General features: G+C 68.9%; 12 protein-coding genes. 8 read left to right on the top strand and 4 right to left on the bottom strand.

The genetic code is table 11. The annotated features are described in order from the left end of the window. Window positions 1–108: 108 nt before the first annotated feature. Window positions 109–1,023, bottom strand: coding sequence for an ATP-binding protein (locus AL346_RS19610; protein WP_019401892.1), 915 nt, complete (start codon window positions 1,021–1,023; stop codon window positions 109–111). 283 nt (window positions 1,024–1,306) lie between these two features. On the opposite strand from AL346_RS19610, the gene yajC reads away from it, so the two are divergent. From yajC to AL346_RS19585, 5 genes are all read left to right on the top strand, one after another. Then, window positions 1,307–1,597: a preprotein translocase subunit YajC gene (gene yajC, locus AL346_RS19605; protein WP_183316164.1), complete on the top strand. Its 291-nt coding sequence runs from the start codon at window positions 1,307–1,309 to the stop codon at window positions 1,595–1,597. 62 nt (window positions 1,598–1,659) lie between these two features. Then, window positions 1,660–3,270: a protein translocase subunit SecD gene (gene secD / locus AL346_RS19600; protein ID WP_019401894.1), complete on the top strand. Its 1,611-nt coding sequence runs from the start codon at window positions 1,660–1,662 to the stop codon at window positions 3,268–3,270. Between the two features lie 25 nt (window positions 3,271–3,295). After that, window positions 3,296–4,246: a protein translocase subunit SecF gene (gene secF, locus AL346_RS19595; RefSeq protein ID WP_019401895.1), complete on the top strand. Its 951-nt coding sequence runs from the start codon at window positions 3,296–3,298 to the stop codon at window positions 4,244–4,246. A gap of 16 nt (window positions 4,247–4,262) precedes the next feature. Then, window positions 4,263–4,646 (top strand): Mth938-like domain-containing protein, encoded by a 384-nt coding sequence (locus AL346_RS19590; protein WP_019401896.1) that lies wholly within the window; start codon window positions 4,263–4,265, stop codon window positions 4,644–4,646. A 30-nt stretch (window positions 4,647–4,676) separates the two neighbouring features. Further along, complete coding sequence (locus AL346_RS19585) at window positions 4,677–5,537, top strand: phytoene/squalene synthase family protein (RefSeq protein WP_019401897.1); 861 nt, start codon at window positions 4,677–4,679, stop codon at window positions 5,535–5,537. 64 nt (window positions 5,538–5,601) lie between these two features. Here the strand turns inward: AL346_RS19585 and trmFO are convergent, their stop codons facing one another. The 3 genes from trmFO to uvrA all read right to left on the bottom strand — a co-directional run bounded on the left by trmFO (window position 5,602) and on the right by uvrA (window position 10,653). Continuing rightward, entirely contained in the window at window positions 5,602–7,017 is a 1,416-nt protein-coding gene (gene trmFO / locus AL346_RS19580) for a methylenetetrahydrofolate--tRNA-(uracil(54)-C(5))-methyltransferase (FADH(2)-oxidizing) TrmFO (RefSeq protein ID WP_019401898.1), read from the bottom strand. 344 nt (window positions 7,018–7,361) lie between these two features. Beyond that, window positions 7,362–7,517, bottom strand: coding sequence for a DUF1127 domain-containing protein (locus tag AL346_RS24825; RefSeq protein ID WP_019401899.1), 156 nt, complete (start codon window positions 7,515–7,517; stop codon window positions 7,362–7,364). 211 nt (window positions 7,518–7,728) lie between these two features. Further along, window positions 7,729–10,653 carry an excinuclease ABC subunit UvrA gene (gene uvrA, locus AL346_RS19575; RefSeq protein WP_019401900.1) on the bottom strand — a complete coding sequence of 975 codons (2,925 nt, stop codon included), beginning with the start codon at window positions 10,651–10,653 and terminating at the stop codon, window positions 7,729–7,731. Between the two features lie 415 nt (window positions 10,654–11,068). Here uvrA and ssb point away from each other — a divergent pair, with 415 nt between their 5' ends. The 3 genes from ssb to AL346_RS19560 all read left to right on the top strand — a co-directional run bounded on the left by ssb (window position 11,069) and on the right by AL346_RS19560 (window position 14,337). Further along, window positions 11,069–11,572: a single-stranded DNA-binding protein gene (ssb, locus tag AL346_RS19570; RefSeq protein WP_019401901.1), complete on the top strand. Its 504-nt coding sequence runs from the start codon at window positions 11,069–11,071 to the stop codon at window positions 11,570–11,572. An 85-nt stretch (window positions 11,573–11,657) separates the two neighbouring features. Further along, complete coding sequence (locus AL346_RS19565) at window positions 11,658–12,785, top strand: M20 family metallopeptidase (RefSeq protein ID WP_019401902.1); 1,128 nt, start codon at window positions 11,658–11,660, stop codon at window positions 12,783–12,785. Between the two features lie 157 nt (window positions 12,786–12,942). Continuing rightward, window positions 12,943–14,337, top strand: coding sequence for a globin-coupled sensor protein (locus tag AL346_RS19560; RefSeq protein ID WP_053193963.1), 1,395 nt, complete (start codon window positions 12,943–12,945; stop codon window positions 14,335–14,337). Window position 14,338 lies beyond the last annotated feature (1 nt).

The following is a 14,338-nucleotide window of genomic DNA, read 5'->3' as shown; positions in this document are numbered from 1 at the left end:
CGGCGCCGGATGCGGCGATGATGATCCAGTCAAATGATCGGCGCGCGTGAGACCCCGCGCCGATCACAGGAGGCGGGCCCGGTGCGCACCGGGCCCGTTTTCTTTTGTTCAGGCGTCGAGCCTGGCGCCGAGACGGCCCGCGAGATCCTGGATGAACTGCCAGGCCGTGCGGCCGGACCGGGCGCCGCGCGTCGTCGCCCATTCGAGCGCCTCGGCGCGCAGGCGCTCGGGCTCGTAGGCGAGGCCGAAATGCGCGGCATAGCCGTTGATCATGTCGAGATATTCGTCCTGGCTGCACTTGTGGAAGCCGAGCCACAGGCCGAAGCGGTCGGACAGCGAGACCTTCTCCTCCACGGCCTCGCCGGGATTGATGGCCGTCGAGCGCTCGTTCTCCATCATGTCGCGCGGCAAGAGGTGGCGGCGGTTGGAGGTGGCGTAGAAGATGACGTTCTGCGGGCGTCCCTCGATGCCGCCTTCGAGGACGGCCTTCAGGGACTTGTAGGACGTGTCGTCGCTGTCGAAGGACAGATCGTCGCAGAAGACGATGAAGCGGTGCGGATCCGCCTTGAGCAGGCTCATCAGGGCCGGCAGGCTCTCGATGTCCTCGCGGTGGATCTCGACGAGCTTCAGCGGCCGCTCGCCGTCGCGGCTCGCGAGCCGCTCGTTGGTTTCGGCGTGGATGGCCTTGACGAGCGAGGACTTGCCCATGCCGCGCGCGCCCCAGAGCAGCGCGTTGTTGGCCGGCAGGCCGCGGGCGAAACGCTCGGTGTTCTCCGCCAGGACGTCACGCATGCGGTCGATGCCGCGCAGGAGGACGAGGTCGACCCTGTTGACCTTCGGCACGGGATCGAGCCGGGCCGGGGAGGGATGCCAGACGAAGGCATCGGCCCCATGGAGGTCGGGGGCCGTCGCGGCGCGCGGCGCGATCCTCTCGAGGGCGTCGGCGATGCGCGTCAGCGTCGACAGGAGCGCGTCCGTGCCGGCGCTGTCGGCAGTCGGTGGGGCGGGCGGTTGTGCGGGCATTCCTCGGCCTGTCTTTCCTCGTTAGACTTGTCGTTGCGGGCCATGACGGCCGCCGACGCCCGCCGCGAAAACGGCGGCGACGGCCGCGCCGGAGCGACGCGGGATGGTGCCGTGCGTGCCGTCGTGGCAGGCGGTTTGCTTTCGGCGGGCTCATCGTTATAGTCCGCGCGCTCTAATAACCCTTTGCGCCGCATGCATGCCAGCGATGCGGTTTCTCGCCGGAGGTCAGTCAGTGATCACGCCAGCCTTCGCTCAGTCCGCCGGATCCGCCGGCGGGGGCGACATGCTCATTCAGCTCGTTCCGTTCATCCTGATCTTCGTCATCATGTGGTTCCTCATCATCCGGCCGCAGCAGCGGCGGGTGAAGGCCCACCAGGAGATGATCAAGAACGTGCGGCGCGGCGATACCATCGTCACCTCGGGCGGCCTCGTCGCCAAGGTGACCAAGGTGGTCGACGACGGCGAGATCGAGGTGGAGATTGCCGAGGGCGTCAAGGCGCGCCTCGTCCGCGGCATGATTTCCGAGGTTCGCTCCAAGTCCGAGCCCGTCAAGGCCGAGGCAACGAAGAGCTGATCGATACCGCGCGCGGCGCCGGCTAGCCGTCGCCGCGCCTTGCCCTGCGTCAAGGCTGTCCCATGCTGCGCTTCTCGACCACGAAGGTCGTCGTCATGCTCGCCGTCACGGCGTTCATCTGCCTGCTGGCAGTGCCGAACCTGATGGCGCCCGATACCCGCAACGCCATTCGCCAGGCCGTTCCAGGCTGGGTGCCGTCTTGGCTCGTGCCGACGCAGGCCATCGTGCTCGGTCTCGACCTGCAGGGTGGCTCGCACGTGCTGCTCGAGGTCGATTCGAACGACCTCGTGCGCTCGCAGGTGGCGACGCTGCGCGACGACGTGAGGCGCATCCTGCGCGAGACGCGGGTTGCGCCGCAGGGTGGCATCGTGGCGATGCCGCGCGGCGTGCAGCTGCGCCTCGCCGATGCGGCGGATGTCGAGAAGGTGCTGCCGCGGCTCCGGGAGCTGTCGCAGCCGATCAGCAACGCCATCATCGGTCAGACGGGCGAGCGCAACATCGACATCACGACGAATGGCGATTCCGTCCAGCTCACCCTGAGCCAGGCCGGCGTCGAGGAGCGCGTCAGGCGGGCCGTCGACCAGGCCATCGAGGTGCTGCGCCGCCGCGTCGACGCCCTCGGCACGACGGAGCCGAACATCCAGCGCCAGGGCGCGGACCGCATCCTGGTGCAGGTGCCGGGCCTGCAGGATCCGCAGCGGCTGAAGGAGATCCTCGGCCGCACGGCCAAGCTGCAGTTCCGCTTCATGGCCGAGGGCGGCGGCAGCCCGTCCGAGGTCGAGATGATGCCCTCGCGCGACAGCGGCGGCCAGATGATGCCGGTCGAGCGTCGCGTCATCGTCGAGGGCGAGGACCTCACGGATGCGCAGCCGGCCTTCGACCAGCGCACCGGCGAGCCGATCGTCAATTTCCGCTTCAACGTGCGCGGCGCCCAGCGCTTCGGCCAGGCGACGAGCGAGAACGTCGGCCGCCCACTCGCCATCGTGCTCGACAACGAGATCATCTCCGCGCCGCGCATCCTGCAGCCCATCACCGGCGGGTCGGGCCAGATCTCGGGCAACTTCACCGTGGAGCAGGCGAACAACCTCGCCATCCTGCTGCGCGCCGGCGCGCTGCCGGCGAAGCTCACCATCGTCGAGGAGCGGACGGTCGGGCCCGGCCTCGGCCAGGATTCGATCGAGGCCGGCAAGCTCGCCGCCATCATCGGCACCATCCTCGTCGCCATCTACATGATCGCCTGCTACGGCCTGTTCGGCGTGATGGCCAATGTCGCGGTGCTCCTCAACGTCATCATGATCCTCGGGCTCCTGTCGGCGCTCGGGGCCACGCTGACGCTGCCGGGCATCGCCGGCATCGTGCTGACGGTCGGCATGGCGGTCGACGCCAACGTGCTCATCTACGAGCGCATCCGCGAGGAACGCCGGCTCGGCCGCTCGGTCATCTCGGCGCTCGATGCCGGCTTCAGCCGGGCCCTTGCAACCATCGTCGATTCCAACATCACGACGCTGATCGCGGCGGTCGTCCTGTTCCTGCTCGGCTCCGGGCCGGTGCGCGGCTTCGCCGTCACCCTCTCGGTCGGCATCGTGACGACGGTCTTCACGGCCTTCACCCTGACGCGGCTGATGGCGGCGCTGTGGTTCCGCACCATGCGTCCGACCACCATTCCGCTTTGATCTGCTGGACCGAGTGACGAAAACCATGCGTCTCCTGCGCTATATCCCGGACGACACCAAGTTCGGCTTCATGCAGTATCGCCGGATCAGCTTTCCGCTGTCGGCGGTGCTGTCGGTCCTGACGATCGTGCTGTTCTTCGCCGTGGGCATGAACTTCGGCATCGATTTCCGCGGCGGCACGCTCATCGAGATGCAGGCGAGGAACGGCGTGGCCGATCTCGCCTCCATCCGCCAGACGGCGAGCGGCCTCGGCTTCGGCGATGTCGAGGTGCAGACCTTCGGCGGGCCGGACGAGGTGCTGATGCGCTTCGGCCTGCAGGGCGACAGCGAACAGGCGCAGCAGGCGGTGGTCGGTGCCGTGCGCGGCGCTTTCGAGGCCGACTACGATTTCCGCCGCGTCGAGGTCGTCGGGCCGCGCGTGTCGGGCGAACTCGTCCAGTCCGGCACGCTCGGCGTCGTCGTGGCCGTGCTCGCCGTCCTCATCTATCTCTGGTTCCGCTTCGAGTGGCAGTTCGCCGTGGGCGCGGTCATCGCCACGCTGCACGACCTCGTGCTGACCATTGGCTTCTTCTCGATCACGCAGCTCGAGTTCAACATGACCTCGATCGCGGCGATCCTGACCATCGTCGGCTATTCGCTCAACGACACGGTGGTGGTCTACGACCGCATCCGCGAGATGCTGCGCAAGTACAAGCGCCTGTCGCTGCCCGACATCATCGACATCGCCATCAATTCGACGCTCTCGCGCACGATCATGACGGCGACGACGACCTTCCTCGCCCTCATGGCGCTCGCCATCTTCGGCGGGGCGGTGATCCAGAGCTTCTCGCTCGCCATGATCTTCGGTGTCGTCATGGGCACCTATTCGTCGATCTTCATCGCTGCACCGGTTCTCATCTATCTCGGGGCGAAGGTCGGCGGCGAGGGTGAGGCCGGCGAGAAGACGCAGGCCTCCGCGCAGCAGGCGGCCCCCTGACCGGGATGGACGCGTGATGGCCGAGCGGCGCTACGAGGGCTTCGTACCGGGGCGGCACCAGATCGATGCCTACGGCAACGGCGGCTTCCGCTTCGCCGACATGTCGCACAAGGGCTCGATCCTGGCGCTGCCCTCCGGCGTCAAGGCCTGGGAGGCGACATCGGCGCAGGGGCTCGCTCCTGCCGATTTCGGGTCCGTCAGGGCCGAGGCGGAAGCCATCGAGCTGCTCATCGTCGGCACGGGGGTCGAGCTCGTGCCCCTGAGCGAGGCGCTGCGCTGGCATCTGCGTGAATTGCGCATCGCCGTCGAGGTGATGCCGACCGGTGCGGCCGCGCGCACCTACAACGTGCTGGTCGCCGAAGGGCGCAAGGTCGCCGCGGCGCTCATCGCCGTCGCCTGATCCCTACGCTGCTGCGAGAAGAGGTCTGCCGTGAACGACGCCGCCGGGCCGAACGCCGCCGCCTTCGCGCATTGCGCGGAGGAAGTGCGCGGCCACGATCCGGACCGGTTCTTCGCCACCCTGTTCGCGCCGGCCGGGAAGCGGCCCTATCTCCACGCCCTCTACGCCTTCAATCTCGAGATCGCCCGCGTGCGGGAGGTGGTGAGTGACCCGATGCCCGGCGAGGTGCGCCTGCAATGGTGGCGCGACGAGCTCGCAGGGCGGGCGCGGGGCGATGCCGAGGGCCACCCGGTCGCCGCGGCGCTGCGGGAGACGATCGCCCGCTTCCGGCTGCCCGTCGAGGCGCTCGTCGCGCTCATCGACGCGCGCAGCTTCGACCTCTACGAAGACCCCATGCCGAGCCTCGGCGATCTCGAGGGCTATTGCGGCGAGACCGCATCGGCGCTGTTCCGCCTCGCATCGCTCATCCTCGCCGACGGCGGCGAGGCCGGGCCGGCCGATGCGGCGGGCCATGCCGGCGTCGCCTATGGCATCACCATGCTGCTGCGCGCCTTCCCCTGGCATGCGGCGCGCGGCCAGCTCTATCTGCCGGCGGACATCCTTGCGCGCCACGGCCTTTCCCGCGAGGAGGCGCTGGCGCGGGACGAGGCGGCGCGGCTCGCGCCGGTTCTCGCCGAGATGCGGGCGCTCGCCGAGGATCACCGGCGGAAGGCGCTCGCCTTCATCGGCGAGGCGCCGGCGGCCGTGCGGCCCGCCTTCCTGCCGCTCGCCGTGGTCAGGGCGTATCTCGCGCGGATGGAGCGGCCCTACGATCCCTTCCGCGACCTTGTCGAGGTGCCGCAATGGCGCCGCCAGTGGGCGCTGTGGCGCCTGGCGCGGCGGCTCGGCTAGAGCCGGATCCAACCAGGCTGGTCGACCTGATCGACGAATCCGGCTCCAAACTCCACGAAGGATCCTATTCGGCGGCCTGACGGTCTCGCCCGTCGAGCCAGCCGGCAAGGTCCGTCCGTGCGCGGTCGGTCAGCGCCTTCTTCTTCGCGACCGCCTTGTCCTTGCCGCGCAGGCGCCGGCCGTCCGTGCCCTTCGGCGCCGCGTCGAGCGGCGGGAAGAGGCCGAAGTTGATGTTCATCGGCTGGTAGGACTGCGGACCGCCGTCGATGGTGGCGATGTGGCCGCCGGTGATGTGGTTGACGAGGGCGCCGAGCGCCGTCGTGGCCGGCGGCGGGTTGAGTGCCTCGCCGAGCCGCTCGGCGGCGGCGAAGCGGCCGGCGAGAAGGCCGATGGCGGCGCTTTCCACATAGCCCTCGCAGCCAGTGATCTGGCCGGCAAAGCGCAGGCGCGGCTCGGCCTTGAGGCGCAAGGTGCCGTCGAGCAGCCTGGGCGAATTGATGAAGGTGTTGCGGTGCAGGCCGCCGAGGCGGGCGAATTCCGCGTTCTGGAGGCCCGGGATCATGCGGAAGATGCGCGCCTGCTCGGCATATTTCAGCTTGGTCTGGAAGCCGACCATGTTGAACAGGGTGCCGAGCGCATTGTCCTGGCGCAGCTGCACGACCGCATAGGGGCGCTCGTCCGGCTTGTGCGGGTTGGTGAGGCCGACCGGCTTCATGGGCCCGTAGCGCAGGGTTTCGCGGCCACGCTCGGCCATCACCTCGACGGGCAGGCAGCCGTCGAAATAGGGCGTGTCCTTCTCCCATTCGCGAAAATCGGTCTTCTCGCCGGCCAGCAGCGCATCGACGAAGGCCTCGTATTCGTCGCGCGTCAGGGGGCAGTTGAGATAGTCGGCGCCGGTGCCGCCGGGACCGGCCTTGTCGTAGCGCGACTGGGCCCAGGCGACCGACATGTCGATGCTGTCGCGGTAGACGATCGGCGCGATCGCGTCGAAGAAGGCGAGCTCGCCTTCGCCGGTGAGGGCGCGCACCGCCTCGGCGAGCGCCGGCGAGGTGAGGGGGCCGGTCGCGATGATGACGCTGTCCCAATCGGCCGGCGGCAGGCCGGCGATCTCCTCGCGGGCGATGGTGATGAGCGGATGCCCGGCAAGGGCCTCGCTCACGGCCTCGGAGAAGCCGTCGCGGTCGACGGCGAGCGCGCCGCCGGCCGGCACCTGGTGGGCATCGCCCTTCGCCATGATGAGGGAGCCGAGCGCCCGCATCTCCTGGTGCAGGAGGCCCACGGCGTTGCTCTCGGCATCGTCGGAGCGGAAGGAGTTGGAGCAGACGAGCTCGGCGAGGCCCTCGGTCTTGTGGGCCGGCGTCATGCGCACGGGGCGCATCTCGTGCAGGACGACAGGCACGCCGCGCGAGGCGATCTGCCAGGCGGCCTCCGAGCCGGCGAGGCCGCCGCCGACGACATGAATGGGTGCGATCTTGGTCATGCCGCCTATGTGTCCGCAGGCCAGGCCCGCGTCAAGGACGATGGGGCGTCCGTCGGGAGGCGGCGGGCTTATGGAACGCTGTTCGAAGAAGCCTCTCCCGGCTGCGGGGAGAGGGCAGGGTGAGGGGGAAAAGGATCCGCCAAAGCGCCCTCGGGCCTTTGCTCGACTAGGTCAGCCCCTCATCCCAACCCTCTCTCGCGGGCGAGGAGACGGAGTCTGGGGTGCCGTGCGCGCCGTTCCCTGAAACGAGGCCCCAAAAACACGAACGCCCGCTTGTGGCGGGCGTTCCGAACAGACGGTCCGGGAGATGGGCGCAGCGGGCGAAACCGCCGCAGCGCTCATCCTCAGACGGCAGCGTGCTTCTTCGCGACGAAGGGAATGTCCCAGCGCGAGATGCCGAGGTCGTTGAGCTCACGGTCGGTCAGACGCGACAGCTCACGGACGGTCTCGCGGTAGCGAATGTACGCCTTGATCTTGGCGAGGATGTAAGAAACGAACATGGGGCTCTCCTATTCTTGCGGTCGCAACCTGCTCGTCGCGCCGAACTGGACACACACTAGTTGTTGCGATGCAGCATATAAGTGCGGCAACGCACATTGAGGAGAGGCAAGTTCGTATGACAGACCCGCGCGGCCTGCATAACACCGCGGCAATCCTGTCAAGATTCAGGCACCCTTATGCTTCCCGCGTGGGCAATCAGCCGATTCGAGCCTATTCGGCGGCTTGTTTGCGGCTGCGAAGAGGCCGGCGCTCCAGCACCTCGGCGAGGAAGCGGCCGGTATGGCTCGCCGCAACCTTGCAGATCGCCTCCGGCGGGCCCTCGGCCACGATGGTGCCGCCGCCGTCGCCACCCTCCGGGCCCATGTCGATCACCCAGTCGGCGGTCTTGATGACCTCGAGGTTGTGCTCGATGACGACGACGGTGTTGCCCTGGTCGACGAGCTCGTGCAGCACCTCGAGCAGCTTGGCGACGTCGTGGAAATGCAGGCCCGTCGTCGGCTCGTCGAGGATGTAGAGCGTGCGGCCGGTGGCGCGCTTCGACAATTCCTTCGACAGCTTGACGCGCTGGGCCTCGCCGCCCGACAGGGTCGTCGCCTGCTGGCCGACCTTCACGTAGTCGAGCCCGACGCGCGCCAGCGTCTCCATCTTGTCGCGGATGGCGGGCACCGCCTTGAACAGCTCCTTCGCCTCCTCGACCGTCATGTCGAGCACGTCGGCGATGGACTTCTCGCGGTACTTCACCTCCAGCGTCTCGCGGTCGTAGCGCTTGCCCTTGCACACGTCGCAGGTGACGTAGACGTCGGGCAGGAAGTGCATCTCGATCTTGATGACGCCGTCGCCCTGGCACGCTTCGCAGCGGCCGCCCTTGACGTTGAAGGAGAAGCGCCCCGGCTGGTAGCCGCGGGCCTTCGCCTCCGGCAGGCCGGCGAACCATTCGCGGATCGGCGTGAAGGCGCCGGTATAGGTCGCCGGGTTGGAGCGCGGCGTGCGGCCGATGGGCGACTGGTCGATGTCGATGACCTTGTCGAGATGCTCCAGCCCCTCGAGCGCGTCGAAGGGGGCGGGATGCTCGATGGCGCCGTTGAGGCGCCGCGCCACCGCCTTGTAGAGCGTGTCGATGACGAGGGTCGACTTGCCGCCGCCGGATACGCCCGTGACGCAGGTGAAGAGGCCGAGCGGCACGTTGGCCGTGACGTTCTTGAGATTGTTGCCGCGGGCGCCGGCGAGCTTGAGCATGCGGCTCTTCTGCGGCTTGCGCCGCTTCGGCGGCACGGGCACCGAGAGGCGTCCGCTCAGATATTGCCCGGTCAGCGAATTCGGATCGGTGATGATGTCCTCGGGCTTGCCCTGGGCGACGATCTCGCCGCCATGGATGCCGGCGCCGGGGCCGACGTCGACGACATGATCCGCCGTCAGGATCGCGTCCTCGTCGTGCTCGACGACGATGACGGAATTGCCGAGGTCGCGCAGGCGGCGCAGCGTGCCGAGCAGGCGCTCGTTGTCGCGCTGGTGCAGGCCGATGGAGGGCTCGTCCAGCACGTAGAGCACGCCCGTGAGGCCGGAGCCGATCTGCGAGGCGAGGCGGATGCGCTGGCTCTCGCCGCCCGACAGCGAGCCCGAGCCGCGCGAGAGGGTGAGATAGTCGAGCCCCACGTCGAGCAGGAAGGTGAGGCGCTCGCGGATCTCCTTGAGGATGCGCCCGGCGATCTCGTTCTGCTTGTCGCTCAGCCGGTCGGGCAGGGCCTCGAACCATCCGCGCGCCTCGGCGACCGACATCTGCGCCACCTCGCCGATGTGCCGGCCGTCGATCTTCACCGCCAGCGCCTCGGGCTTGAGGCGGTGCCCGCCGCAGGCGCCGCAGGGCGTCTCCGACATGAAACGGCCGATCTCCTCGCGGGCCCAGTCGCTCTCCGTCTCCTTCCAGCGGCGCTGCAGGTTGTTGACGACACCCTCGAAGGGCTTCTTCACCTCGTAGGAGCGCAGCCCGTCGTCATAGGCGAAGCGCACGGCCTCCGTGCCGGTGCCGTAGAGGATGATGTCGCGCGCCTTCTCGGGCAGCTCGTCCCACGGCTTCGAGACCGGGAAGTCGAAGTGCCTTCCCAGCGCTTCGAGGGTCTGGCCGTAATAGGGCGAGGTGGACTTCGCCCAGGGCGCGATGGCGCCGCCGCGCAGGGTCAGCCGCCCGTCCGGCACCACGAGGTCGGGGTCGATCTGCATCTCGTGGCCGAGGCCGCCGCAGACCGGGCAGGCGCCGAAGGGATTGTTGAAGGAGAAGAGCCGGGGCTCGATCTCGGGGATGGTGAAGCCCGAGACCGGGCAGGCGAAGCGCGAGGAGAAGACGAGGCGCCGCGCCTCGCCCTTGTCGTCCTTCTCGTCGGCGAATTCCATCACGGCGATGCCGTCGGCGAGCTCGAGCGCCGTCTCCAGCGATTCCGAGAGGCGCGCGGCGATGTCGGGCCGCACCACGAGGCGGTCGACCACCACGTCGATGTCGTGCTTGAGCTTCTTGTCGAGCGCCGGTGCCTCGGCGATCTCGTAGAACTGGCCGTCGATCTTCACGCGCTGGAAGCCGCGCTTCATGAAATCGGCGAGCTCCTTGCGGTACTCGCCCTTGCGCCCGCGCACCACGGGGGCGAGGAGATAGAGGCGGCTCTTCTCCGGCAGGGCGAGCACGCGGTCGACCATCTGGCTGACCGTCTGGCTCTCGATCGGCAGACCGGTGGCCGGCGAATAGGGCACGCCGGCGCGCGCCCACAGGAGGCGCATGTAGTCGTAGATCTCCGTGACCGTGCCGACGGTGGAGCGCGGGTTCTTCGAGGTGGTCTTCTGCTCGATGGAGATGGCGGGAGAGAGCCCGTCGATCTGGTCGACGTCCGGCTTCTGCATCATCTCCAGGAACTGACGGGCGTAGGCCGAGAGCGACTCGACATAGCGGCGCTGGCCCTCGGCATAGATGGTATCGAAGGCGAGCGACGACTTGCCGGAGCCGGACAGGCCCGTGAAGACGACGAGCTTGTCGCGCGGGATGGTGAGGTCGACGTTCTTGAGATTGTGCTCGCGCGCACCACGGATGGTGATGGTGCGGGTGGCGGCCGCCTCGGCGGCATGGTCGAAGAGATCGTCGATGGGAGCCATGGATCACAAACCGGCTGAGCCGCGCCGAAGCCTCGACGCCGCGGAAGAAAAGCAGTCACCGCACCACATGCGGGTTCTCGAGAAACCCCTGAACGCCGCCCTGAGGGGGAATGCACGGCCGCACCCCTCCCGAAACGGCATATCGGGCTCGCAAGCGAACCCGATATAATGCGCCTCGCGGCGATTGCCCACTGGAGCAGATCGCCGCCGGCAGGCGCGGCCGGCATCCTCCCCGCGTCGTTCGGCACGCCGCTACAAACGGCAGCTTGCGCATCGCGAGTCGGAGCGATAAGAACATAGCAAGAACGATAGGACATGCAACTGTGGACAAGCCGCCATCCCGTCCGCCCGGCGCTATCAGGCGCCGGGGCGGCTCTGGTTTAAGGTCGGTGTCGAAACGAGCGGAGGTGGAGGTATGGCGGGCAGCGTCAACAAGGTGATCCTCATCGGCAATCTGGGACGCGACCCGGAAGTGCGCACGTTCCAGAACGGCGGCCGCGTCTGCAACCTGCGCATCGCGACCTCGGAGACCTGGCGCGACAAGGCGAGCGGCGAGCGGCGCGAGAAGACCGAATGGCACTCGGTCGTCATCTTCAACGAGAACCTGCTGCGCGTGGCCGAGCAGTATCTCAAGAAGGGCTCGAAGGTCTATATCGAGGGCCAGCTCGAGACCCGCAAGGCGACCGATGCCTCGGGCGGCGAGCGCTATTTCACCGAGGTCGTGCTGCGCCCGTTCCGCGGCGAGCTGACCATTCTCGACAGCCGCGGCGGCGGCGGCGAGATGGGTGACGAGGGCGGCGGCTTCGGCGGCTCGCGCGGCTCGGATTTCGGCCGTGCCTCGCCGATGGAGCGCAAGCCCGCCGCCTCGGGCAGCACAGGCGGCTATTCCGGCGATCTCGACGACGATATCCCGTTCTGATAGCAAGAATTTCGCCGATGTTCGGGCGACGGAGGCATCCGCCGACGTCGCCCGAACTGCGTAAGGGACGAAGGACCGGGCCGCGATGACGAGCGAGTACGATACGGATGCGATGGTAGCGGGCCTGTCGCGCTGGGTGCTGGAGGAAAGTCCGACCCGCGACGCGGCGGCCGTCAACCGCATGATCGACCTCGTCGCCGCGGAGGCGCAGGGGCTGCCGATCGCGGTCGAGCGGCTGCCCGGCAAGCACGGGCTCGGCGACACGCTCGTCATGCGCGCCGGCCCGCGCACGGATGCCAAGGGCATCCTCGTCATGTCGCATGTCGACACCGTGCATCCCATGGGCACGATCGACGGGCCGCTGCCGCTGCGGCGCGACGAGGACAAGCTCTACGGGCCCGGCATCTACGACATGAAGGGCGGCGCCTATCTCGCCCTCGAGGCCTTCAAGCGCGTGGCGGCCGCGGGATCGGCGCTGCTGCCGATCACCTTCCTGTTCACGCCGGACGAGGAGATCGGCAGCCCGACGACGCGCGAGATCATCGAGCACGAGGGCCGCCGGGCCTCCTATGCGCTGGTGACGGAGCCGGCGCGCGACGGCGGCAAGATCGTCACCGCCCGCAAGGGGGTGGGGCGCTTCGACGTGCGCATCGAGGGGCGGCCGGCCCATTCCGGCACCAGCCACCAGCTCGGCCGCAGCGCCATCCGCGAGGCGGCGCGGCAGATCCTCGACATCGAGGCGATGACCGACTACGGGCGCGGCATCACCACCACGGTCGGCCTCGTCTCCGGCGGCACGGCGGCCAACGTCATTCCGCACTTCACCTATTTCTCCGTCGACCTCAGGGTGATCGAGGATGCGGACGGGGTGTCGGCGAGCGAGAAGATCCTCGCCCTCAAGCCCTACGATCCGGACGTGAAGCTGACGATCACGGGCGGCATGAACCGCCCGGCCTATGTGAAGACCGACGAGATCGGCCGGCTGCTCGCCCATGCGCAGCATCTCGCCGCCGACATCGGTTTCGAGCTCGCCGATTCGCCCATGACCGGCGGCGGCAGCGACGGCAATTTCACGGCGGCGCTCGGCGTGCCGACCCTCGACGGCCTCGGCATCGACGGCGAGGGGGCGCATACGCTCAACGAATACGGCCTCATCTCGTCGCTCGCGCCACGCGGGCAGCTGATGCAGCGCCTGTTCGAGACGCTGGCCTGAAGGCGAGGCCCCCGGCAGGCTTCGGGCAAGCTTCGCGCTGCAGTTTCGTTCGTGATGCGGCTTCACTCCCGTCGGCGTTCGGCCGGCGGGCTCTTGTGGCGTGCCTGACGGAGGCGGTTCGGCGCGCCGGCAAAAGCTTGGGACGAGACGTCTGAGAATGGACGCGGAACGGGCATTGAAGCGCACGGCCGGGCAGGCCGCCCGCCAGCTGCTGGAAGACGAGCTTGCCTTCGTCGGTTTCGACCGCAAGGACCGGGAGCGGCTGCGGCAGCTGAAGCCCGTGGTGGCGGAGGAACTGCCGGCCATCCTCGATGAGCTCGTCGACCACCTCGGCTCCAACGGCGTGGCGGGTGAGCTCTTCACGCGCAAGGAAGTGCGCCGCAACATCCGCACCGTCCTGCTCGCCCATTGGCTGCGCGTCTGCGATGCACGCTTCGACGAGGGCTATCGCCAGTCGGTCGGGGCGGTGGCGGAGATGTACACCAGCCTCGGCCTGTGCTCGCGCCTCTGCCTTGCCGGCTACGCCCGCACGACGAGCGCCCTGACGCGCACCGTCACCCGGGCCATCCTGCGCTCGCGCCACGTCTGGGGGCACAACAGCCTCGGCGCCAATCTCGACCTGGCGCTCGACGCGCTGATCAAGGCCGCGATGTTCGATCTCGACCAGTGCACGGCCGCCATGGATGCGCGCCGGAAAAGCGCGCAAACGGCGCAACGCGAGACACTTGCGGCAGAATTCGAACATATGGCTTCAGGCCTGGCCGAGGCCGTCGCCGCGGCCTCGCAGGATGTGGCGGCGGCGGCCGAGAGGCTCGTTGCCGCGGCCGGGCAGACGAGCCAGCGCTCGCACCAGGCGGCGGCCGTGGTCGAGGACGCCGGCGCGGGTGCTTCCGCGGTCAGCGAGGCGGCCGATACCCTGCGGCAGGCGATCGCGGAGGTGACGCGGCGCGCGGGCGAGGCCGCCCAATCGGCCAGCGAGGCGAGCGGGCAGGCCGGGCGCACGCGCGAGACCGTCGGCGCCCTGTCGGAGGCCGCCCGGCGCATCGGCAAGATCCTCGGCGTCATCGAGGCCGTGGCCAAGCAGACCAACCTGCTCGCGCTCAACGCCACCATCGAGGCGGCCCGGGCGGGCGAAGCGGGGCGTGGCTTCGCCGTCGTCGCGGCCGAGGTCAAGCAGCTCGCCCAGCAGACGGCGCGCGCGACGGACGATATCGCCGGCCATATCCGCGATATCCAGGCCGTCGTCGGTCGCGCCGTGGACGACATCGGGGCGGTGAGCGCCAGCATCGACGGGGTCAACACGGCCTCCGCCTCGATCTTCTCCGCCGTCGAGCAGCAGAGCGCCGGCGCGGCTGAGATCGGCACCCACACGGGCCGCGCCAGCGAAGGCGTGAACCGGGCGAAGGGCGAGCTGTCACAGCTGGTGGCCGATGCCGCGACGGCCGGGCGCCTGGCGCAGGAGGTCGCCGAGGCCTCGCGCGCGCTTCTCGCCCGCGCGGACGGCTTCAGGGAAGAGGCCGCCCGCCTCCTGTCGCAGCTGCGGGCCGCCTAAG

The sequence above is a fragment of the Chelatococcus sp. CO-6 genome, from assembly GCF_001271345.1.
GTDB classification, from domain to species: domain Bacteria; phylum Pseudomonadota; class Alphaproteobacteria; order Rhizobiales; family Beijerinckiaceae; genus Chelatococcus_A; species Chelatococcus_A caeni.
The sequence above is the reverse complement of the archived record's forward strand: the minus strand, read 5'-3'. Positions and strand labels throughout refer to the sequence as shown.

Coding starts and splice junctions, on each gene's coding strand:
- AL346_RS19610 (WP_019401892.1), bottom strand. CDS start 1,023: ATGCCCGCACAACCGCCCGCCCCACCGACTGCCGACAGCGCCGGCACG.
- yajC (WP_183316164.1), top strand. CDS start 1,307: ATGCTCATTCAGCTCGTTCCGTTCATCCTGATCTTCGTCATCATGTGG.
- secD (WP_019401894.1), top strand. CDS start 1,660: ATGCTGCGCTTCTCGACCACGAAGGTCGTCGTCATGCTCGCCGTCACG.
- secF (WP_019401895.1), top strand. CDS start 3,296: ATGCGTCTCCTGCGCTATATCCCGGACGACACCAAGTTCGGCTTCATG.
- AL346_RS19590 (WP_019401896.1), top strand. CDS start 4,263: ATGGCCGAGCGGCGCTACGAGGGCTTCGTACCGGGGCGGCACCAGATC.
- trmFO (WP_019401898.1), bottom strand. CDS start 7,017: ATGACCAAGATCGCACCCATTCATGTCGTCGGCGGCGGCCTCGCCGGC.
- AL346_RS24825 (WP_019401899.1), bottom strand. CDS start 7,517: ATGTTCGTTTCTTACATCCTCGCCAAGATCAAGGCGTACATTCGCTAC.
- uvrA (WP_019401900.1), bottom strand. CDS start 10,653: ATGGCTCCCATCGACGATCTCTTCGACCATGCCGCCGAGGCGGCCGCC.
- ssb (WP_019401901.1), top strand. CDS start 11,069: ATGGCGGGCAGCGTCAACAAGGTGATCCTCATCGGCAATCTGGGACGC.
- AL346_RS19565 (WP_019401902.1), top strand. CDS start 11,658: ATGACGAGCGAGTACGATACGGATGCGATGGTAGCGGGCCTGTCGCGC.
- AL346_RS19560 (WP_053193963.1), top strand. CDS start 12,943: ATGGACGCGGAACGGGCATTGAAGCGCACGGCCGGGCAGGCCGCCCGC.